At 71.4% G+C, this 20,481-nt stretch carries 21 protein-coding genes and 1 pseudogene; 12 read left to right on the top strand and 10 right to left on the bottom strand.

Annotation, left to right across the window (positions count from 1 at the left end; translation table 11 throughout):
- The 4 genes and pseudogenes from AOK22_RS22085 to AOK22_RS22070 form a co-directional block, all read right to left on the bottom strand.
- Nucleotides 1–192, bottom strand: a pseudogene (locus AOK22_RS22085) (ABC transporter substrate-binding protein); the annotation flags it as partial.
- A gap of 80 nt (nt 193–272) precedes the next feature.
- A complete protein-coding gene (locus tag AOK22_RS22080) occupies nt 273–1,142 on the bottom strand; it encodes an ABC transporter permease (RefSeq protein WP_055700438.1) in 870 nt (289 codons plus the stop codon).
- The gene (locus tag AOK22_RS22075; RefSeq protein WP_425264048.1) at nt 1,139–1,879 is read right to left on the bottom strand and encodes an ABC transporter ATP-binding protein; all 741 of its coding nucleotides are present in this window, start codon (nt 1,877–1,879) and stop codon (nt 1,139–1,141) included. The genes AOK22_RS22080 and AOK22_RS22075 overlap by 4 nt, the downstream gene beginning before the upstream one ends.
- A gap of 248 nt (nt 1,880–2,127) precedes the next feature.
- The gene (locus AOK22_RS22070; protein ID WP_055700436.1) at nt 2,128–2,544 is read right to left on the bottom strand and encodes a Fur family transcriptional regulator; all 417 of its coding nucleotides are present in this window, start codon (nt 2,542–2,544) and stop codon (nt 2,128–2,130) included.
- Nucleotides 2,545–2,670: 126 nt separating this feature from the next.
- Here AOK22_RS22070 and AOK22_RS22065 point away from each other — a divergent pair, with 126 nt between their 5' ends.
- Nucleotides 2,671–4,140 (top strand): catalase, encoded by a 1,470-nt coding sequence (locus tag AOK22_RS22065; protein WP_055700435.1) that lies wholly within the window; start codon nt 2,671–2,673, stop codon nt 4,138–4,140.
- A 64-nt stretch (nt 4,141–4,204) separates the two neighbouring features.
- Here AOK22_RS22065 and AOK22_RS22060 read toward each other — a convergent pair whose 3' ends face one another.
- A complete protein-coding gene (locus tag AOK22_RS22060; protein ID WP_055700434.1) occupies nt 4,205–4,606 on the bottom strand; it encodes a CBS domain-containing protein in 402 nt (133 codons plus the stop codon).
- Between the two features lie 264 nt (nt 4,607–4,870).
- Entirely contained in the window at nt 4,871–5,671 is an 801-nt protein-coding gene (gene hisN / locus AOK22_RS22055; protein WP_055700433.1) for a histidinol-phosphatase, read from the bottom strand.
- A 166-nt stretch (nt 5,672–5,837) separates the two neighbouring features.
- Between hisN and AOK22_RS22050 the strand changes: the two genes are divergently transcribed.
- Nucleotides 5,838–6,443: a TetR/AcrR family transcriptional regulator gene (locus AOK22_RS22050; protein ID WP_055700432.1), complete on the top strand. Its 606-nt coding sequence runs from the start codon at nt 5,838–5,840 to the stop codon at nt 6,441–6,443.
- 27 nt (nt 6,444–6,470) lie between these two features.
- On the opposite strand, the gene AOK22_RS22045 is transcribed toward AOK22_RS22050, so the two are convergent.
- From AOK22_RS22045 to AOK22_RS22030, 4 genes are all read right to left on the bottom strand, one after another.
- Entirely contained in the window at nt 6,471–6,794 is a 324-nt protein-coding gene (locus AOK22_RS22045; protein ID WP_055700431.1) for a DMT family transporter, read from the bottom strand.
- A 114-nt stretch (nt 6,795–6,908) separates the two neighbouring features.
- On the bottom strand, nt 6,909–7,919 hold the full coding sequence (rsgA, locus tag AOK22_RS22040) for a ribosome small subunit-dependent GTPase A (RefSeq protein WP_055700430.1): 1,011 nt from the start codon (nt 7,917–7,919) through the stop codon (nt 6,909–6,911).
- Nucleotides 7,920–7,936: 17 nt separating this feature from the next.
- Nucleotides 7,937–9,262, bottom strand: coding sequence for a 3-phosphoshikimate 1-carboxyvinyltransferase (gene aroA / locus AOK22_RS22035; RefSeq protein ID WP_055700429.1), 1,326 nt, complete (start codon nt 9,260–9,262; stop codon nt 7,937–7,939).
- Nucleotides 9,263–9,442: 180 nt separating this feature from the next.
- Nucleotides 9,443–10,165: a M50 family metallopeptidase gene (locus AOK22_RS22030; RefSeq protein WP_055700428.1), complete on the bottom strand. Its 723-nt coding sequence runs from the start codon at nt 10,163–10,165 to the stop codon at nt 9,443–9,445.
- Between the two features lie 49 nt (nt 10,166–10,214).
- Here AOK22_RS22030 and AOK22_RS22025 point away from each other — a divergent pair, with 49 nt between their 5' ends.
- The 10 genes from AOK22_RS22025 (at nt 10,215) to AOK22_RS21980 (ending at nt 20,452) form a co-directional block, all read left to right on the top strand.
- Nucleotides 10,215–11,030, top strand: a complete 816-nt coding sequence (locus tag AOK22_RS22025) for an SOS response-associated peptidase (protein WP_055700427.1) — start codon at nt 10,215–10,217, stop codon at nt 11,028–11,030.
- A gap of 12 nt (nt 11,031–11,042) precedes the next feature.
- Nucleotides 11,043–11,684: an alpha/beta hydrolase family protein gene (locus AOK22_RS22020; RefSeq protein WP_055700426.1), complete on the top strand. Its 642-nt coding sequence runs from the start codon at nt 11,043–11,045 to the stop codon at nt 11,682–11,684.
- Nucleotides 11,685–11,915: 231 nt separating this feature from the next.
- Nucleotides 11,916–12,590 carry a sigma-70 family RNA polymerase sigma factor gene (locus AOK22_RS22015; RefSeq protein ID WP_055700425.1) on the top strand — a complete coding sequence of 225 codons (675 nt, stop codon included), beginning with the start codon at nt 11,916–11,918 and terminating at the stop codon, nt 12,588–12,590.
- Nucleotides 12,587–12,895: a mycothiol system anti-sigma-R factor gene (gene rsrA, locus AOK22_RS22010; protein ID WP_055700424.1), complete on the top strand. Its 309-nt coding sequence runs from the start codon at nt 12,587–12,589 to the stop codon at nt 12,893–12,895. The genes AOK22_RS22015 and rsrA overlap by 4 nt, the downstream gene beginning before the upstream one ends.
- 224 nt (nt 12,896–13,119) lie before the next feature.
- Nucleotides 13,120–14,466, top strand: a complete 1,347-nt coding sequence (locus AOK22_RS22005) for an HD-GYP domain-containing protein (RefSeq protein ID WP_055700423.1) — start codon at nt 13,120–13,122, stop codon at nt 14,464–14,466.
- Nucleotides 14,467–14,588: 122 nt separating this feature from the next.
- A complete protein-coding gene (locus AOK22_RS22000) occupies nt 14,589–15,821 on the top strand; it encodes an HD-GYP domain-containing protein (RefSeq protein WP_341845595.1) in 1,233 nt (410 codons plus the stop codon).
- Between the two features lie 139 nt (nt 15,822–15,960).
- Entirely contained in the window at nt 15,961–16,941 is a 981-nt protein-coding gene (locus AOK22_RS21995; RefSeq protein WP_055700422.1) for a tetratricopeptide repeat protein, read from the top strand.
- A 63-nt stretch (nt 16,942–17,004) separates the two neighbouring features.
- Nucleotides 17,005–17,655, top strand: coding sequence for a peptide deformylase (gene def, locus AOK22_RS21990; RefSeq protein ID WP_055700421.1), 651 nt, complete (start codon nt 17,005–17,007; stop codon nt 17,653–17,655).
- 302 nt (nt 17,656–17,957) lie between these two features.
- The gene (gene cyc1, locus AOK22_RS21985; protein ID WP_425264047.1) at nt 17,958–19,082 is read left to right on the top strand and encodes an epi-isozizaene synthase; all 1,125 of its coding nucleotides are present in this window, start codon (nt 17,958–17,960) and stop codon (nt 19,080–19,082) included.
- Nucleotides 19,079–20,452, top strand: a complete 1,374-nt coding sequence (locus AOK22_RS21980; protein ID WP_055700420.1) for a bifunctional albaflavenone monooxygenase/terpene synthase — start codon at nt 19,079–19,081, stop codon at nt 20,450–20,452. The genes cyc1 and AOK22_RS21980 overlap by 4 nt, the downstream gene beginning before the upstream one ends.
- Nucleotides 20,453–20,481: the final 29 nt, after the last annotated feature.

The following is a 20,481-nucleotide window of genomic DNA, read 5'->3' as shown; positions in this document are numbered from 1 at the left end:
GGCCGGCGCGCGGTCGGGGGCCAGGTCGGCGGGGTCGGTCCAGCTGCCCTTGCCGCAGCCGGCGACCGAGGTGACGGTGCGGGGTTTCGCGGGGTCGGCGGACGGGGGTTCGTCGTCCTCTTTCGCACAGCCCGCCGCGGCGAGCAGCGAGCCCGCCACGAGCAGGGTGAGCGTGGTGGTACGCGTGCGCATGGTGCCTCCGAACACTGTTCTCCGTACGGAAGTTGCCGTCCTCGGGGGGAGTGGTGCCGTACCGGACAAGGGGGTTGGGGTCATGACTGGCCGCGGCCCCGGTCGCGCGGTGCCCACGGTGTGAGCAACCGGCCCGCCAGACGCACCAGTTCGGAAAAGACGACGCCGAGCACGGCGACGCAGACGATGCCGACGAACATCACGTCGTTCTGGAAGAGCGCGCGCGAGTCGAAGATGAGGTGGCCGAGGCCGTCGGCCGCCGCGATCTGCTCGGAGGCGACGATCACCAGGACGGCCACCCCGGCGGCGATCCGCGCGCCGACCAGGACGGCCGGGAGCGACGCGGGCAGCAGGACGTGGCGGAACATCTGCCACGGCGAGGCGCCGAAGACCTGGCCGGCGTCGCGGTGTCCGGACGGGACGGCGAGCACCGCCGCCATCGTCGAGATCCAGACGAAGAAGAAGACGGTGGCGGCGACGAGCGCGATCTGCGGGCCCTCGCCGAGTCCGAACATGTTCAGGAAGACGGGCAGCAGGGCGAGCTTCGGTACGACGTACAGCGCGTCGAGGGTCGGTTCGAGCGCGGCGCGCACGACGGAGAGCGAGCCCATGAGCAGGCCGAGCGCGTATCCGGCGACCGTGCCGATCGCGTACCCGGCGAGCACGCGCTTGAGCGTGGCCCAGACGTCCGGCCACAGTTCGCCGTCCGCCGCGCGCTGCCAGCCGTCCTCGATGATGGTCTGCGGCGCGGGGTAGACGCGGTCGTCGATCCAGCCGCTCACGGCGGCGAGCTGCCACAGCAGGACCAGGGCCGCCGGTACGCCCACGGCCAGTGAGACCTCCAGGGCGCGGCGCCTGCGGTGGGTGCGCACGGGGTGCAGTTCCCGCGGTCCCGGCCTGCGGACCAGGACGTCCTCCTGGGGCGGGGTCTTGCTCGTGACCGTGCTCATGCCGCCGCCTCCGTGCCGACCTCGCCCCGCAGCAGGTCCCACAACTCGCTCTTGAGCGCGGTGAATTCGGGGGCGTCGCGGACGTCGCCGGTGCGGGGGCGCGGGAACGGCGGACGGCGCTCGGCGATGACGCGGCCCGGCCTGGCCGACATCACCAGGACGCGGTCGCCGAGGACGATCGCCTCTTCGAGGCTGTGCGTGATGAAGAGGGTCGTGGTGCGGGTCGTCTGGGTGAGGGCGAGCAGTTCGTCCTGGAGGATCGTGCGGAGCTGGGCGTCTAGGGCCGCGAAGGGCTCGTCCATCAGGAGGATCTCGGGCTCCACGGCCAGCGCGCGGGCGATCGCGACGCGCTGGCGCATGCCGCCGGAGAGGGTGGCGGGGTAGGCGTCGGCGAAGTCGGCGAGGCCCATGCGGGCGAGCCAGTCCCTGGCGCGGGCGTCGGCCTCCCTGCGGGGGACCTTCTGGATGTCCAGGCCGAATCTTACGTTGGCCAGGACGGTCTTCCAGTCGTAGATGCCGTAGTCCTGGAAGATCATCGCGGCGGGGCGCGGGGTGGTGGTGCGGATGCGGAGCTCGCCCGAGGTCGGGCGCAGGAGGCCCGCGGCCGTGCGGAGGAGGGTGGACTTGCCGCAGCCGGAGGGGCCGACGATGCAGGTGAACTCGCCTGTGGCGATCGTCAGGTCCACCGGGCCCAAGGCGTGGACCGCCTTGCTTCCCCGGCCGAAGGTTCTGGTCACTGCTTGGGCTTGGAGTTTGGGGTGCGGATCTTCTTCCACGGGGTCTCCTTGCGGAGGGCAGGTGGATGCGGTGGGCGCCGCAGAGAATATGACGCACCGTCAGATCTTGGAAGGGGTGTGCCCTGGCCGGGATTCGTCCTTGCCTGCCGGTCGTGGTCGGCCCGTGCGCCGCGCAGAGCGCGCCCGTGGGCACGCCGAAGGGCCCGGCGCCTTGCGGTGCCGGGCCCTTCGGGAACGTATGAACTCGTCTACGCCGACGCGCAGTTCGGGCAGATGCCCCGGTAGGTGACCTCCACGCCCTCGATCGTGAAGCCGAAGCGTTCCGAATCGGGGAGGCTGGCCAGGGGGTTGCCCGTGGGGTGGACGTCACGGATGGCGCCGCAGCGGGCGCACACCAGGTGCTGGTGGGGCCGGTGGGCGTTCGGGTCGTACCGCTTCGCCCGGCGGTCCGTCGAGACCTCCAGGATCTCGCCGAGGCTCACGAGCTCGCCCAGCGTGTTGTAGACCGTCGCGCGGGAGATTTCGGGCAGCTTGCCCACGGCGCGGGCGTGCACCTCGTCGGCCGTCAGGTGGACGTGGTCCCCGTCGAGCACCTCGGCCACGACGCGCCGCTGTGCGGTCATGCGCCAGCCGCGTCCGCGCAGTCGTTCCAACAGGTCACTCATGAAGACCAGCCTAACAGCAGGGGGACCTAAGTCCCGACCGGGTGTGACTTTGGATGCTTACTTGACTTAGACAAAGTCCATCGTAGGATCGAGTAGGGCAAACGCCAAGGACAGGACTTGCAGGAAATGACGCAGGAGGCGCACGTGACGCAGGGACCGCTCACCACGGAGGCCGGCGCGCCGGTCGCCGACAACCAGAACAGCGAGACCGCGGGCGTCGGCGGGCCCACTCTGGTCCAGGACCAGCTGCTGCTCGAGAAGCTCGCCCACTTCAACCGCGAGCGCATCCCGGAGCGCATCGTGCACGCCCGCGGCGCGGGCGCGTACGGCACCTTCACGCTCACCCGGGACGTCTCGCAGTGGACGCGCGCGAAGTTCCTCTCCGAGGTCGGCAAGCAGACCGAGACGTTCCTGCGCTTCTCCACCGTCGCGGGCAACCTCGGTTCGGCCGACGCGGTGCGCGACCCGCGCGGCTGGGCGCTGAAGTTCTACACCGAGGAGGGCAACTACGACCTCGTCGGCAACAACACCCCGGTCTTCTTCATCAAGGACGCCATCAAGTTCCCGGACTTCATCCACACCCAGAAGCGGGACCCCTACACGGGCTCGCAGGAGGCGGACAACGTCTGGGACTTCTGGGGCCTGTCGCCCGAGTCCACGCACCAGGTGACCTGGCTGTTCGGCGACCGCGGCATCCCCGCCTCGTACCGCCACATGAACGGCTACGGCTCGCACACGTTCCAGTGGAACAACGAGGCCGGCGAGGTCTTCTGGGTCAAGTACCACTTCAAGACCGACCAGGGGATCAAGAACCTCACCGCGCAGGAGGCGGAGGCCCTCGCGGGCAAGGACCCCGACTCGCACCAGCGCGACCTGCGCGAGGCCATCGAGCGCGGCGACTTCCCGACCTGGACCGTGCAGGTGCAGATCATGCCGGCGGCGGAGGCGGCCCAGTACCGCTTCAACCCGTTCGACCTCACCAAGGTGTGGCCGCACGAGGACTACCCGCCGATCGAGATCGGCAAGCTGGAGCTCAACCGCAACCCGGAGAACATCTTCGCCGAGGTCGAGCAGGCCATCTTCTCGCCCGCGCACTTCGTCCCCGGCATCGGTCCGTCCCCGGACAAGATGCTCCAGGGCCGCCTGTTCGCGTACGGCGACGCCCACCGCTACCGCGTCGGCATCAACGCCGACCACCTGCCGGTGAACCGCCCGCACGCCACCGAGGCGCGCACGCACGGCCGTGACGGCTTCCTGTACGACGGCCGCCACAAGGGCGCGAAGAACTACGAGCCGAACAGCTTCGGCGGCCCGGTGCAGACCGACCGCCCGCTGTGGCAGCCCCTCCCGGTCACGGGTCCCACGGGCAACCACGAGGCGCCCTCGCACGCCGAGGACAACGACTTCGTGCAGGCGGGCGACCTCTACCGCCTGATGTCCGAGGACGAGAAGGGCCGTCTGATCGACAACCTGGCGGGCTTCATCGCCAAGGTCTCGCGCGACGACATCGCCGAGCGCGCGATCGACAACTTCCGCAAGGCGGACGGCGACTTCGGCAAGCGGCTGGAGGCCGCGGTCCAGGCCCTGCGCGGCTGACCGGTCCCTTGTCGTAGGAGAGCGGCGGGCCGGATCCCCTCGGGGGTCCGGCCCGCCGCCGTGTTCAGCCGGCCATCGTGGCCGTCGTGCGCCGGGCCGGTGCCCAGCAGCGGATGATGTCGCGGACCGAGACGATCCCGGCCGGTTCGAGGCCGTCCACGACCACCAGGTGCCGGAAGCCGCCGTGCGACATGGCGGAGGCGGCCTCCTCCAGGGTCCAGGCGGGGGTCGCGAAGACGACGTCGGTGGTGGTGTGGGTTCCCGCGGTCTCCAGGTCCGGGTTCTGGCCGAGGCCCAGGGAGACGAGGATGTCGCGCTCGGTGAGGATGCCGAGCCCGCTGGTGTCGGGGTCCAGGACGACGGCCGCGCCGACGCGGCGGGCCGACATCAGGTGGGCGGCCTGGCGGAGTGTGTGGGCGGGACCGATGGTGAGGACCACCGTGCTCATGGCGTCGCGGACGAGCATGGGCGTGAGCCACCTCCTTGGTGAAGCCGAGAGCTCCCGGTGGGCGAAGGATTGCCTCCGCTACCTGTCTGGAGAACGGATTCACAAGTTCACAAGTGGGGGGACTCTCAGAGTCGCAGCGAAGGTGGACGCCAACAAGAGGGCGCGCGCGGTCAGTTCAGGGCGTACGCCGCGTGGCGTACGCGCCGCGGTGCCGCGCCGCTCCGGGTGCGGGGGGCGATGTGTGCCGCGCCGCTCCGGGTGCCGGTGGTGGTGAACGCCGCCTCAGTAGCGCTGGTTGAGGTAGCCGAGCAGCTCGTCGTGGAGCACGCCGTTCGAGGCGGCCGCGTTGCCGCTGTGCGGGCCGGGCCTGCCGTCGAGACCGGTGAAGCTGCCGCCGGCCTCCGTCACCACGATCGCGTTCGCCGCCATGTCCCACAGCGAGAGCTCCGGCTCCGCGCAGATGTCGACCGAGCCCTCGGCCACCATCATGTAGGGCCAGAAGTCGCCGTAGCCGCGGGTGCGCCAGACCGAACGCGTCAGGTCCATGAAGCCGTCGAGGCGCCCCTGCTCCTCCCAGCCCGAGAGGGAGGAGTACGCGAAGGAGGCGTCCGAGAGGCGCGAGACCTTGGAGACCCGCAGCCGGGTCGCCGAGGTGAGGCTGCGCCCCGTGTACGCGCCGCCGCCCTTCGCCGCCCACCAGCGGCGGCCCAGCGCCGGTGCGGAGACCACGCCGACCACCGGCTGGTAGCCGCCCTCGCCCGCCTCCATCAGGGAGATGAGGGTGGCCCAGACCGGGACGCCGCGCACGTAGTTCTTGGTGCCGTCGATGGGGTCGATCACCCAGCGGCGCGGGCCCGTGCCCTCGATGCCGTACTCCTCGCCGAGGATCGCGTCGCGCGGCCTCGCGCGCTGGAGCTGGGAGCGGATCAGCTCCTCGGCGGCCTTGTCGGCCTCGCTCACCGGCGTCATGTCCGGCTTGGTCTCGACCTTCAGGTCGAGGGCCTTGAACCGGTCCATGGTCTGGGCGTCGGCGGCGTCCGCGAGGACATGGGCGAGACGCAGATCATCGTGGTAGTCGGGCATGGGTGAACAGTATCGATCTCGTACGGTACGGACCACAGCGCCCATCCACGGGGGCCCCGCGGGCCCGCCGTGCGTGGTCTCGGGCATCCTCGCGCCGGAGCTATTGACAGTGCTGCCGAGCGCGTCAACTCTGGCACGGGAGCCGCTTCGGCCCGGGGAGGCGACGATGCCTGCAGCACGGGAATCCTTACTGGACGCGGCCTACACCGCGCTCGCCCGACGACCGTGGCCCGGCGTCCGCATGGTCGATGTCGCCGCCACCGCCGGAGTGTCCCGGCAGACCCTCTACAACGAGTTCGGCAGCAAGGACGGGCTCGCCCGCGCCCTGCTGCGGCGCGAGACCGACGGCTATCTGCACGGCGTCGAGCGCGCCCTCGCCGAGGAGCGCGAGCCCGCCGACCGGCTCGCGGCGGTGGCCGCGTGGACGGTGGGCGCCGCCCGCGGCAACGCCCTCGTGCGGGCCGCGCTCACCGGCTGCTGGAGCGAGCGGCTGCCCGCGCCGAGCAGGGGGGCCGGGTCCGTCTCGTCGGTGCCCGCGCAGCGCCGCGCCGACGCCGGGGTGCCCACGTCCGCCGAGCTGCTCGCGCACGTGCGGGACCGGGCGATGCTCGCGCTCGGCGGCCGGGGCCGGGCCAGGGACCCCGAGCTTGCCCTGGCCTGCGAGAGCGCGGTGCGCCTCGCCCTGTCGTACGTCGTCGCGCCCGCCGGGAACGAGGACGACCCCGCGGAACTGGTCCGCGGGGCCATCGGGCGCTGGGTGAGCGGCAAGTAGCCGGGTGAGTGGCGAGGCGCCGGGTGATCAGTGCGCGGAGCCGGACAGCTGGAGGCCGATCACGCCGATGATCACGAAGGAGATCGAGACGATCTTGAGCGTGGAGACCAGGTCACCGAGGAAGATCATGCCGTAGATCGCGGTGCCCGCCGCCCCGATGCCCGTCCACACCGCGTACGCGGGCCCGACGTCCAGCTTCTTCAGGGCGAGGGTCAGCAGACCGAAGCTGCCGAGCGCGAAGGCCGCGAACGCGATCGTCGGCCAGAGCCGGGTGAACCCGTGCGACAGCTTGAGACAGACCGCGAAGCCGGTCTCCAGAATCCCCGCCACGATGACCAGCAGCCACGCCATGCTGTCCCTGCCTCCCGTACTGGTCGACGATCCGCGACCGCTTCGTCTGGCTTGAATCCGGCTTGGTGCGATTATGCATTTACCTTTGCCGTCAGGGCGCAAACAACGGGCAGGTCAGTCGCCGTCGCGCCGCTCCCGGGTCGCGAGCAGCCGGCGCAGCGAGTAGAGGCGGGCCGGGTCCGCGTGCCCGTCGGCCACCCAGTCGTCCAGCGCGCAGTCCTTCTCGTCGTGGCTGCACCCGCGCGGGCAGTCCACCGTCCCCGGCTCCAGATCGGGGAAGGCGAGGATGACGCGCGAGGGGTCGACGTGGTTGAGCCCGAAGGACCGTACGCCCGGAGTGTCGATCACCCAGCCGTCCGCACCCGACAGGGGCAGCGCGAGGGCGGAGGTGGTGGTGTGCCTGCCGCGGCCCGTGACCGCGTTGACGTGTCCGGTCGTCCGCCGCCGCTCCTCGGGGACCAGCGCGTTCACCAGCGTCGTCTTGCCCACGCCGGAGTGCCCGACGAACGCGGTCACCTTGCCGTCCAGCAGCTCGTGCACCCGCGCGAGCTCCGCGCCGTCGGTGAACTCCTCGCGGCTGGTGACCACATAGGGGATGTCGAGGGTGGCGTACGTCTCCAGGAGCTTGTCGGCGGGCGCCAGGTCCGACTTGGTGAGCACGAGGACCGGCTCCAGGCCGCCGTCGTACGCCGCCACGACGCACCGGTCGATCAGCCGCGGGCGCGGCTCGGGGTCGGCGAGGGCCGTGACGATGGCGAGCTGGTCGGCGTTGGCGACGACCACCCGCTCGTAGGGATCGTCGTCGTCGGCGGTGCGCCGCAGGACGGAGGAGCGCTCCTCGATGCGCACGATGCGGGCGAGGGTGTCCTTCTTGCCGGAGAGGTCCCCGACGACCGCGACCCTGTCGCCCACCACGGCGGCCTTGCGGCCCAGCTCGCGGGCCTTCATCGCCATCACGACCCGGTCCTCGACCAGGACCGTGAGGCGGCCCCGGTCGACGGTGAGGACCATGCCCTCGGCCGCGTCCTCGTGCTTGGGCCTGATGTGGGTGCGGGGGCGGTTGCCCTTGCGGTTGGGGCGGACGCGGATGTCGTCCTCGTCGGGGTTCTTGCCGTAGCGGCGCATGGTTCTCGATCCGCCCGTCAGTTCCCGAGCATCCCGGTCCAGAGCTCGGGGAAGTCCGGGAGCGTCTTCGCCGTCGTCGCGACGTTCTCGATCTGTACGTCCTTCACCGCGAGGCCGATGATCGCCCCGGCGGTCGCCATGCGGTGGTCGTCGTACGTGTGGAAGATGCCGCCGTGCAGCCGGCGCGGGCGGATGTGCAGCCCGTCGGCCGTCTCGGTGACGTCACCGCCCAGTTCGTTGATCTCCTTGGTGAGCGCGGCCAGCCGGTCCGTCTCGTGCAGGCGCAGGTGCGCGACGCCGCGCAGCGTCGAGGGGGAGTCGGCGAGGGCCGCGACCGCGGCGATGCCCGGGGTGAGCTCGCCGACCTCGCCGAGGTCCACGTCGATGCCGTGGATCGAGCCCGAGCCGGTGAACACCAGGCCCTGCTCGGTCAGCTCGCAGGAGCCGCCCATCTCCGTGAAGATCTGCCGCAGCGCGTCGCCGGGCTGGGTGGTGCGGGTGGGCCAGTCGGGGATCGTGACCGTGCCGCCGGTGACCAGGGCCGCGGCGAGGAACGGCTGCGCGTTCGACAGGTCGGGCTCGACGGTCAGGTCGCGGCCGAGCAGGGCGCCGGGGGTGACCCGCCACACGTTCGGCTCGCCGCCCGACTCGGGCTCGTCGACCTGGGCGCCGATCGCGCGCAGCATGTCGACGGTCATCCGGATGTGCGGCATGGACGGCAGCGCCCCGCCGACGTGACGGACCTCCACGCCCTGGTTGAAGCGCGGGCCCGAGAGCAGCAGGGCGCTCACGAACTGCGACGAGGACGAGGCGTCGATCTCGACCCGGCCGCCCTCCAGGGCGCCGCCGCCGTGCACGGTCAGCGGCAGCGCGCCGGGGGCGCCCACCGTGGTGTCGTCGATGCGGGCGCCGAGCACGCGCAGGGCGTCGATCACGCCGTTCAGCGGGCGCTCGTACGAACGGGGGTCGCCGTCGAAGCGGATCGGGCCGTCGGCGAGGGCGGCGACCGGGGGCAGGAAGCGCATGACCGTGCCGGCGTTGCCGACGTCGACCGTGGCCGGGCCGCGCAGGCCCGAGGGGATCACGCGCCAGGCCTCGCCGGAGCCGTCGGGGCCCACGCCCTCCTCGATGCCGACGCCCATCGTGCGCAGGGCGCTCGCCATCAGAAGGGTGTCGCGGGAGCGCAGCGGGCGGCGCAGCCAGCCGGGCTCGGCGGCCAGCGCGGCCAGGACCAGCGCGCGGTTGGTGACCGATTTCGAACCGGGGACGTGAACCGTCGCGGTGACGGCTCCGCTCGCGTGCGGGGCGGGCCAGAGGGCGGTGTTCGCCGGGGTTTCGGTCATGCCCTCACTTTAGTGGCTGCCGGTGACCCGGAATCTTGATCAAAAGCGGCGAAACCCAGGCGAAACAGGGAACTGGTAGAGACCGCGCCCGCTCACACCTCGGACAGCGCCCGCTCGTACGCCGGACAGCGCCCGCTCGTACGTGGGGCAGCGCCCGCTGGTACGTGGGGCAGCGCCCGCTCAGAGGTCGAGCATCCAGCGCCCGCCGCCCATCAGGGAGCACAGCGACACCGCGTGGAAGAGGAAGAGCCACAGCCCCGCGGGCACGTGCGTGAGCCGCGACAGCTGGTCGGCGTCCGAGTCGCCCGCGCCCCCGCGCCGGCGCTTGGACTGCAGCTCGAAGGCGGGGCGCACCCCGCCCAGGAGCAGGAACCACACCACCGCGTAGGCGAACGCCGCCTGCACGTCGGTGTTCGCCAGCCACGAGACGACCAGGAAGGTGCCGCCGGTGAGGACCACGGTCAGGGCGCCGTACGCGTTGCGGATCATCACCAGCATCGCCACCAGCAGCGCGGTCGCGATCCACAGGAACGCCGTGATGCGCCCCGAGGCCAGCAGCGCGGCGCCGCCGAGGCCGAGCAGTGGCGGCGCCGTGTAGCCCGCGGCCGCCGTGAGGATCATGCCGAGCCCGGTGGGCTTGCCGCGCGAGACCGTCAGGCCCGAGGTATCGGAGTGCAGCCGGATGCCGTCGAGGCGGCGCCCGGTGAGCAGGGCGACCAGGCCGTGGCCGCCCTCGTGCGCGATGGTGATGGCGTTGCGGGCGAGGCGCCATATGCCGTGCGGGACGACGACGGCGAGCGCGACGACACCGGTCGCGATCACCAGCCACTGCTCGGGCGCGGCCTGCGTGCCGAACACGCGGTCCCAGAGGTCGGTCAGGCTGGCGCTGGCGGTGCTTTCCATTGCTGGGACCGGCTCCTCAGGTGGTACGGGGTCTGGCAGTCTGGCACGTATGTGCGGACGGTATGCATCCAGTCGTAGGCCCGAGGATCTCGCAGGGATCTTCGAGATCGAGAAGTGGGAGCCCGAGGAGGCTCTCGCGCCCGACTTCAACGTGGCGCCCACCAAAGAGGTCTACGCGATCCTGGACCGTCCCCTGAAAGACGCTGAGGACCCGCGTCCGGTTCGCCAGCTGCGCACACTCAAGTGGGGCCTCGTGCCCTCCTGGGCCAAGACGCCCGAGGGCGGCGCACGGATGATCAACGCCCGCGCGGAGACCGTCCACGAGAAGCCCTCCTACCGCCGCGCCTTCGCCGCCCGCCGCTGCGTCCTGCCCGCCGACGGGTATTACGAGTGGGTGACCGCGCACGACGAGCGGCAGCTGGAGGTCGAGGGCAAGAAGAAGCGGCCCCGCAAGCAGCCCTACTTCGTCACCCCGGCCGACGGCTCGGTCTTCGCGATGGCCGGCCTCTACGAGTTCTGGCGGGACAAGACGCTGCCCGACGAGCACCCGCTGGCCTGGTGGGTGACCTGCACGGTCATCACGACGGAGGCGGAGACCACGCCGCTGGCCGCCGGACCCGAGGAGGGCCCGCGCTCGCTCGCCGACATCCACCCGCGGATGCCGCTGATGCTGACGCCCGACCGCTGGGACGCCTGGCTCGACCCCTCCCGCACCGACGTCGAGGACCTGCGCACGCTCCTGGAACCGCCCCCGCACGGCCTGATGCGCGCCTACCCGGTGTCCACGGCCGTCAGCAACGTACGCAACAACGGCCCGGAGCTGCTGACGGAGCTCGAAGGTCCGGAAGAAGGCACCCTCTTCTGACACCCTGCTCGGGTGACCAAGAGCGAGACCGTCGGGACCGACGCCGGTGAGGCGCGGATCACCTGGCACCCTGCCCCCCGGAAGAACGCCCGTTTCGTCCTGGCCGTCAGCCACGGAGCGGGCGGCGGCATCGAGGCCCGTGACCTCCAGGCCATCGCCGCCGCGCTGCCCGCGCACGGCGTGACCGTCGCCCTGGTGGAGCAGCCCTGGCGGGTCGCGGGCAAGAAGGTGGCGCCCGCGCCCAAGACGCTGGACCTGGGCTGGCGCGGGATCTGGCCCGCCCTGGAGAAGAAGGGCCTGCCGGTGATCTCCGGCGGCCGCAGCGCCGGGGCCCGCGTCGCCTGCCGCACCGCCACCGAACTGGGCGCCGCGGCCGTGCTCGCCCTCAGCTTCCCGCTGCACCCGCCGGGCAAGCCGGAGAAGTCCCGCGCCGACGAGCTGCTCGGCGCGGGCGTCCCCACGCTCGTCGTGCAGGGCGGCAACGACCCCTTCGGCAAGCCCGCCGAGTTCCCCGACGGCGGGTACGAGATGGTCGAGATCCCTTACGGCGACCACGGGTTCGCCGTCCCCAAGCGCGCCGACATCGGGCAGGACGAGGCAGTGAAACGCATCACGGACGGCGTCGTCCGCTGGGCGGGAATGTTGAGCGGGTGACCTCTGTTGTGGCGAACAGACGGCAAACGCCGTCGCAGGCTGTTCGTACGAGAGGGAGTCCGCCGCATGGGTTCGACCATCTGCCCGAACCGCTCCACGTCGTCTGACCTGGAGTGGACGGTGCTGAGCGCACCCAAAACCGCATCTATTCGGGCGGCGCGGGGCACGGGTCGTCGTCTATCCTCCGATTCGAGTGGGGCTGGTTTCGGCCTCACCACGTCGTTGGAGGAGGTGGGTCCGGTCACTGGGACCGACGCAGGGACCGAGCACGGCCAGGCGGAGCGCCCGGACGAGGGTTCTGAGACGGCAGCGGAGCGCACGGCCCGCTTCGAGCGGGACGCGCTGACGTTCCTCGACCAGATGTACTCGGCGGCGCTGCGCATGACGCGCAACCCGGCGGACGCGGAGGACCTGGTGCAGGAGACCTACGCGAAGGCGTACGCGTCGTTCCACCAGTTCCGCGAGGGCACCAACCTCAAGGCGTGGCTGTACCGCATCCTCACGAACACCTTCATCAACTCGTACCGCAAGAAGCAGCGCGAGCCCCAGCGCAGTGCCGCCGAGGAGATCGAGGACTGGCAGCTGGCGCGCGCCGAGTCGCACATGTCCACCGGTCTGCGCTCCGCCGAGTCGCAGGCGCTGGACCACCTGCCCGACTCGGACGTGAAGCAGGCGCTGCAGGCGATCCCCGAGGAATTCCGCATCGCCGTCTATCTGGCCGACGTAGAGGGCTTTGCGTACAAGGAGATCGCCGACATTATGGGGACACCCATCGGCACGGTGATGTCCCGACTGCACCGGGGCCGACGCCAACTGCGCGGCATGCTGGAGGACTACGCCCGTGAGCGAGGGCTGGTCCCGGCGGGTGCCGGGGAGTCGAACGGAACGAAAGGCTCGGGCTCATGAGCTGCGGAGAGCCGCACGAGACTGACTGCAGTGAAGTCCTGGATCATCTCTATGAGTTCCTGGACCACGAAATGCCGGACAGTGACTGCACCAAGTTCGAGACGCACTTCGAGGAGTGCTCTCCGTGCCTGGAGAAGTACGGTCTCGAGCAGGCGGTGAAGAAGCTGGTGAAGCGCTGCTGCGGCCAGGACGACGTACCCGTCGACCTGCGGGCCAAGGTCATGGGGCGCATCGACCTCATCCGCTCCGGGCAGGCTGTCCCCGAGCAGGACGTCACACAGGACGTGACGGCCTCGGAGGCGTGAACAGCCGGGTGAACCCCGGCGCAACGGCCGGGCGGTGCCCGGTGGTTGGAACAGACGAGAGCTGAGCAGGCCGCGTGACGCACGCGGCCTGTTGCTCGTTTCTGGCTCCGCTCTCCGGCCCCGTTCTCCTCTCTCATCACTCGAACGTGCTAATTAACGCCGCGCGGGCGCTGGGCGGGAGGCCGCCGTTCTAGTCTCCGGACCTGAACGGGGAGGAGAACTCCATGCGGTCGGTGCCGGCGGGGGCCCGCGTCTACATCCTGTGCGTCGCCCTGGCGGGCGCCGCCTGCGCCGTGCCCGCGCTCACGCCCGGCACGCCGTGGCCCGCCGTCGCGCTGCTCGCCGTGCTCTACGCCGGCTGCGAGCAGATCACCCGCTGCCGTTTCGTCGGCCGCCGTGCCCCGCGCGGCCTCGGCACCTTCTTCCCCGTGCTGCTCGCCGGGGTCTTCCTGCTGCCCGCGCCGGCCGCCGCCCTCGTCGCGGTGCCCGGGGCGCTGCTCGCCCGCGTCGACCGGCACCCCCGCCGGGTGCGCCGGCTGTGGCGCGCCGCCCAACTCGCGCTCGCCGCCTGGGCGGCGACACGGGTCTACGGCGCGCTCGGCGGGCCCGCCGCCTGTGCCGCGCCCGACTTCCCCTACGTGCTCGCGCCCGCGGGCGCCGCCGTGCTCGCCTTCTCCGCCGTGCTCACCGTCCTGGACGGCGGGGTCGTGGCGACCGCCGAGCGGGTGCCGCTGCGCGCCGCCTGGCGCGGGCTCTTCCCGCGCTCGCTCGTGCCCGTCGCCGTGCACGGGCTCGCCGGGCTGATGATGGCGGTGCTCTGGACCAGTCCGTACGGCCCGCCGGCCGCGCTGCTGGTGCTGCTCCCCATGGGTGTCTCCTGCTGGCTCTTCGCGCAGTACCACCGCGAGCGCGCCGCCCACCAGGCCACCATCCGGGCGCTCGTCCAGGCCGTCGACATCAAGGACACGTACACGCGCGGGCACAGCGAGCGGGTCGGCCGCGCCTCCGTGATGATCGCCCGTGAGCTGGGCATGGACGACGAGCGGGTCGAGGTCCTGCGGTTCGCCGGGATCCTGCACGACGTCGGCAAGCTCGGCGTGCCGACCCGGCTGCTGCGCAAGGACGGGCCCCTGACGCCGGACGAGCGGGCCGTCATCGAGCTCCACCCCGAGTACGGCCACGAGATGGTGCGCGGCATCGAGTTCCTGGGGGAGGCGCGGGCGGCGATCCTGCACCACCACGAGCGGATCGACGGGAGCGGGTATCCGTACGGGCTCGCGGGGCCGCAGATCCCCGAGTGCGCGCGGGTGGTGGCGGTGGCGGACGCGTTCGACGCGATGACGTCCACGCGCTCCTACCGGCGGGCGCGGCCGGTGCCGGTGGCGCTGGAGGAACTGGACCGATGCGCGGGGGCGCAGTTCGACCCCCTGATGGTCTCGGCGCTCGCGCGTGCGCTGGCGCGGGAGGGATGGCATTCGGGGGTCACCTCGGACGTCCCCGAGCAGGCCGCGGAGCCGCCGTACGCGCAGCCCGTGCCCGCACCCGTGGCGCACCGTTCGGGGACCCGGTGAGCGCCCCCGTCCCGGCACCCGGCGCCGGAGGCCGGGCCCATCCGTCCCCGGGCTCCCGGCCGCGCTCCGGCGGCGGACACCCCTCTCGCCCCCCTCACCCCGCCGAACGCCTGCCCGCCCTCGTGACGAACGGCGTCGCCGGGCTGATCGCCGCCGTCTCGGTCGGGTGGACCCTCTGGCACGGCGTGACCGAAGGGCGGGTCGCCCTGGTGTTCGGGGTGCTCGTCGTGCTGGGGGAGCTCGCCCGGTGGGGGAGCGGGACGCAGCGGGAGCCCGCGCCGCTCGGGGCCGCCGGCGCGCTCGCGTACGCGCTGCTCGGGGAGAACGCCGGGCGGGCCACCCACCACGGCGTCCTCCAGGTGATCGCCGTGGTCGTCGCGGCCGCCCTCGTGGGCGCCGTGCCGCACGTGGCGCTCGGCCGGGGCCCCGTCCTCGGCCATCTGGCGCGGCGCGTGCTGACCGTCGGCTTCGCGGCCGCCTGCTTCCAACCCCTCTACAACTCCGGCAAGTTGGGCGAGTGGGTCGGACACGGCCCGTACTTCGCCCTCGTGATCGTCGCCGTACTCGCCCTGACCGCGCTCTGCGACGCCGTGCTCGCCGCCGCGACGGCGCACGCCCGCACCCGGTGGCCCTTCGGACCGCTGCTGCGGGACGAGCTGCGGGCGCTGCTCGGCATCGGCTCGGCCGTGTGCGCGACGGGCGCCGTGATGGCGCTCGCGGTGGCCGTGGCCGGGCTCTGGGCCCTGCCCGTGTTCAGCCTCCCGCTGCTGCTCACCCAGCTCTCCTTCCGGCGGTACGCGGCCGTCCGCGCGACCTACCGCCAGACGATGGCGTCGCTGGCCAGGGCCACCGAGATCGCCGGGTACACCCCGCAGGGCCACGCCCACCGGGTCGCGGACCTGAGCCGGGCCGTGGGCCGTGACCTCGGTCTCTCCGAGCCGGACCTCACCGTCCTGGAGCACGCGGCCCTCATGCACGACATCGGCCAGCTCTCCCTCGTCGACCCGGTCCCCGAGGGCGCCACCGCGGCCCTGCCCGAGGCGGAGCAGCGCCGGATAGCCCTGCTCGGCGGAGCCGTCGTGCGCCAGACCGGGGTGGACTCCGCGGTCGCCGTCGTGGTGGAGCGCCAGGCCGATCCGTACCGCGATCAGCCGCTCACCGCACGTATTGTGCGCACGGCGAACGCGTACGACGAGATGGCGCGGGGAGAAGGTCCGTCGGGAGCCCTCGGCGGGCCGCTGAACGCCCTGGAGAGGCTGCGTCTGGCCACCGGCCGCGACTACCAGCCGGAGGTCGTGGAGTCCCTCGCACGGGTGCTGTCGAGGGGCGGCCTTAGCTCGCGTCCCGTTGGGTAACCCATGGGTAATGAGCGGCCGTCCGACCGTACGTGGTTGGATGCGAAGAAGAGGGTGCACGGGGGTACGGCGCGCCTTCTCGACAGATGGCTTCCGAGACACTTTCCGAATACGTACAGGCGGGAATCAGGCGGGAATCGTGAGGATCTTCGGCAAGGGACGGCACCGGCCCTCCGCCTCATGGCGGCAGGCGACCGACCGCGCGTTCACGCTGATCGGCGACGGCCGGTACGAGGACGCGGGGGCACTGCTCACGCGCGCGGCGGATCTCGAACCCTGGCTGTCCGAGTCCTGGTTCAACCTCGCGCTGCTGCACAAGTTCCGCCACGACTGGGAGCAGGCGCGGGCCGCGGGCCTGCGCGCCGTGGCGCTCCTGGACCGCTCCGCGGGCGCCCCCGACTGGTGGAACGTGGGCATCGCCGCGACCGCTCTGCAGGACTGGCCGCTCGCCCGCCGCGCCTGGCAGGCGTACGGCCTGCGGGTGCCCGGCGGGGTGGCCGCCTCCGGTGAGCCCGCGGGCATGGAGCTGGGCAGCGCGGCCGTGCGGCTCTCTCCGGAGGGCGAGGCGGAGGTCGTGTGGGGCCGGCGGCTCGACCCGGCCCGCATCGAGGTGCTGTCCATTCCGCTGCCCTCCTCCGGGCGCCGCTGGGGCGAGGTCGTGCTGCACGACGGCGTCCCGCACGGCGAGCGGACGACGGCGGCCGGGCACTCGTACCCGGTCTTCGACGAGATCGAGCTCTGGGCGCCCTCGCCGGTGCCGACCTGGGTGGTCCTCCTGGAGGCCGCCACCGAGGCCGACCGGGACGCCCTGGAGCAGCTCGCGGCCGACGCGGGCTTCGCCGCCGAGGACTGGTCGTCCTCGGTGCGGCTGCTGTGCCGGATGTGCTCCGAGTCCCGGATGCCCAGCGACGAGGGCGACGGCGAGCACCTCGACCCGCACGACCACAGCGAGCCGGGCCATCCGGGCCCGCTCGGCCACCGCAGCCCCGGCGCGCTCTGGGTGCCGGAGCGCGAGTGCGGCATCGCGGCGCCGGCGGGCCTGGTGCGCGGGCTGCTCGACGGCTGGGTCGCGGACAGCCCGGACTCCCGGGACTGGCGGGATCTCGAAGAGGTCTGCTGACGCTTCGCCGTAGGCTGTACCGGCACAAACTCTTGAGGGTTCCAAGGAAGGCGTACGGCGGACATGGCGCAGGACACTGAGCAGCAGTACTCCGACGGGGTTCTCCCCGTCGACGACGAGGGCTTCGTCATCGACACGGAGGGCTGCGAGGAGCGCGAGACGGCCTACCGTGAGCGCGGCACCTCCCGGCCGATCACGGTCGTCGGCAACCCTGTGCTGCACAAGGAGTGCAAGGACGTCACGGACTTCGACGACGAGCTCGCGAAGCTGGTCGACGACATGTTCGCCAGCCAGCGGACCGCGCAGGGCGTGGGCCTGGCCGCCAACCAGATCGGCGTCGACCTCAAGGTCTTCGTCTACGACTGCATGGACGACGAGGGCGTGCGCCACGTCGGCGTGGTCTGCAACCCGGTCCTGACGGAGCTGCCCGCCGACCGGCGCCGTCTCGACGACTCGAACGAGGGCTGCCTCTCGGTGCCCACCGCCTACGCCGAGCTGGCCCGCCCGGACTACGCCGAGGTGACCGGGCAGGACGCGAAGGGCAACCCGATCAAGGTCCGTGGCACGGGCTACTTCGCGCGCTGCCTCCAGCACGAGACGGACCACCTGTACGGGTACCTCTACATCGACCGCCTCTCCAAGCGGGAGCGCAAGGACGCACTGCGCCAGATGGAAGAGGGCACCCCGCGCTACCCCGTGGTGGCGAATGACTGACCCACGCGACGCCTGAGGGGCGTGGGAACCGCGTGACGCGAGCGGCCCCTGGTCGGGAACTCCTTCCTGACCAGGGGCCGTTGGCATGAGCCGCTCGCGTGTGCGAGCAGAACCGGCTGATGGTGATCCATATTCAGTCACGTAAGGGGAGGTTCTCGGCACTGGGGGGTAGTGAATGGCGCAAATCTGTTCCCTGAACGGTCAGTTGTGGTGCTGAATGGAAAGCGCGGGGATACGCAACGGCGCGCGCCCGGCACGGCGGGAGGGGCGTGGGTCCTCAAGCGGCTGAAAGGGGTTTGTTCGTGCCTGCATATTCCGGAAGCACTTCACAGACACATCCACACACGCGGCCTCGCACACCGGTGGTATCGGTTCCGCCGGCAGTGGCTCTCCCGGTGATCGAAGCAGCGTTTCCTCGCCGCCTGCATCCGTATTGGCCAAAGCTCCAGGAGAAGTCCCGGACATGGCTGCGCGAAATGCGGCTGATGCCCCCGGACAAGGTCGAGCGCTACGCGGACAGCCTGTGCTACACCGATCTGGTCGCGGGCTACTACATTGGCGCCCCGGACGAGTTGCTGACCGCGATAGCGGACCTCAGCAGCTGGTTCTTCGCCTGGGACGACCGGCACGACCGGGACTCGGTGCACGGCAGGACGGCGCAGTGGCGGCGGCTGTGCCGGGGCCTGCACGCCACCCTCAACGCGCCCCGGCAGTACCTGCACCACGGGGACCCGTTGGTCGCGGGGTTCGCGGACTGCGTCCTGCGCCTGTACTCCTTCCTGGGCCCCAGCTGGAACGCCCGCTTCGCCCGGCACTTCCACCCGGTGATCGAGGCGTACGACCAGGAGTTCCGGAACCGGCGCTGCGGCGCGGTGCCCACGGTCGAGGCGTACATCGAGCTGCGCCGGCTCACGTTCGCGCACTGGGCGTGGATCGACCTGCTCGAACCCACCGCGCGGTGCGAACTGCCGCGCAGCATAAGGAAGCACCCCGCATACCGGCGGGCGGCACTGGCGACCCAGGATTTCTCGGCCTGGTACAACGACCTGTGCTCACTCCCGAAAGAACTCGCGGGAGACGAGCTGCACAATCTCGGGATCAGCCTGATCCACCACGAGGGAATGCGGCTCGAAGAGGCGGTACGGGAAGTCCACCGGCGCGTCGGCCGATGCGTCTCGGATTTCCTGGAAGCCGAACCGGAAGTACTGCTGCTCGCCGAGGAATTGGCGGACGGAACCCCGGAGGGGGACGAGCTGGCGGAGGCCGTCAGGTCCTGCGTCTTCAATATGCGGAATTGGTTCTCCTCCGTGTACTGGTTCCATCATGAATCAGGTCGCTATCGGGTGGACAGCTGGGACGACAGGTCCATTCCCCCGTATGTGACCGAGGACACCCTGGCGGAAAACGAACTGGTTGGTGAGGAATGAGCGTCGAATCCGCGATACCCGCGCCCGCCGCGTCAGGACCGGGCCCGCTGCGCACCCCGCCCCTCGTGGGCGGTGGTGTGCCCCTGCTCGGCCACGCCTGGAACCTCGTGCGCGACCCGCTCGGCTTCCTCGCCGCGCTGCGGGACCACGGTGATCTCGTACGCATCAGGCTGGGGCCCAAGACGGCGTACGCGGTGTGCGATCCGGAGCTCGTGGGCGCCCTGCTCAAGAGCCCCGAGTTCATCGTCGGCGGACCCCTCTGGGACACCCTTGAAGTGCTCCTCGGCAAGGGTGTGGCGACCAGCAACGGCAGGCTGCACAGGCGTCAACGCCGCATGATGCAGCCCGCGTTCAGGCCTGAGCGCATCGCGGACTACGCGAAGGTGATGGAGGAGGAGGCGCGCGCCACGGCGGCCCGCTGGCGCCCCGGCGAGACGGTCGACGTCGGCGCGGAGATGTTCCGCACGGCCGTGCGCATCGTCTCGCGCTCGCTCCTTGAGGTCGAGTCGATCGGCGAGAAGGCGGACCGCATCGCCGACTCGCTGCACACCGTCTTCGACGGGCTCTACCGCCGCATGGTGCTCTCGGTCGGACCGCTGTACCGCGTGCCGACCCCCGCCAACCGGCGCTTCGAGAGCGCACTCGCCGATCTGCACGCACTCGTCGACGAGATCATCGCGGAACGCCGCGCGGCCGGCCCGGGGCCGGATGATCTGCTCGCCGAATTGCTGCGGGCCACGGACGAATCCGGGGACCCCATCACCGACCAGGAGATCCACGACCACGTCGTTTCCCTCGTCGTGGCGGGTGCGGAGAATGTGGCGTCCACGCTGGCGTGGACGTTCCATCTGATGACCGAACACCCCGAGCAGGAAAGGCGGTTGGTTGAAGAGGTAAATTCCGTCGCAGTGGGCCGCGCGATCACATTCGCCGACCTCAAGGAGCTGCCGCACACCCGCAATGTCATCACCGAGGCGATGCGTATACGGCCGGCGGCCTGGATATTCACGCGCCGGTCCGTGGCCGAAACCGATCTGGGCGGCTATCGCATTCCGGCGGACGCCGACATCGTCTACAGCGTCTACGCGATGCAGCGCGACCCGCGTTCCTTCGAGCGGCACCTGGAGTTCGACCCGGACCGCTGGAATCCGGAACGCGCGGGTGACGTACCGGAGTTCGCGATGATGCCGTTCAGCGTCGGCAACCGGAAGTGCCCCGGCGACCACTTCAGCCTGGCCGAACTCGCCCTGATCCTCGGGACGGTGGCCCCCAGGTGGCGTCTGGAGAAGGTGGCGGAGACCGACACGGACACCCGCATCGGGATCACGCTGCACCCCAAGCGGCTCGTCCTGCGGGCCGTGCCGCGCTGAGCGGAGGGTGTGCCCGCCCCACCCCCGTA

The organism is Streptomyces silaceus (genome assembly GCF_001419745.1).
In the GTDB taxonomy this organism is placed as follows: domain Bacteria; phylum Actinomycetota; class Actinomycetes; order Streptomycetales; family Streptomycetaceae; genus Streptomyces; species Streptomyces silaceus.
This window is presented reverse-complemented; position numbering and strand designations above follow the sequence as displayed.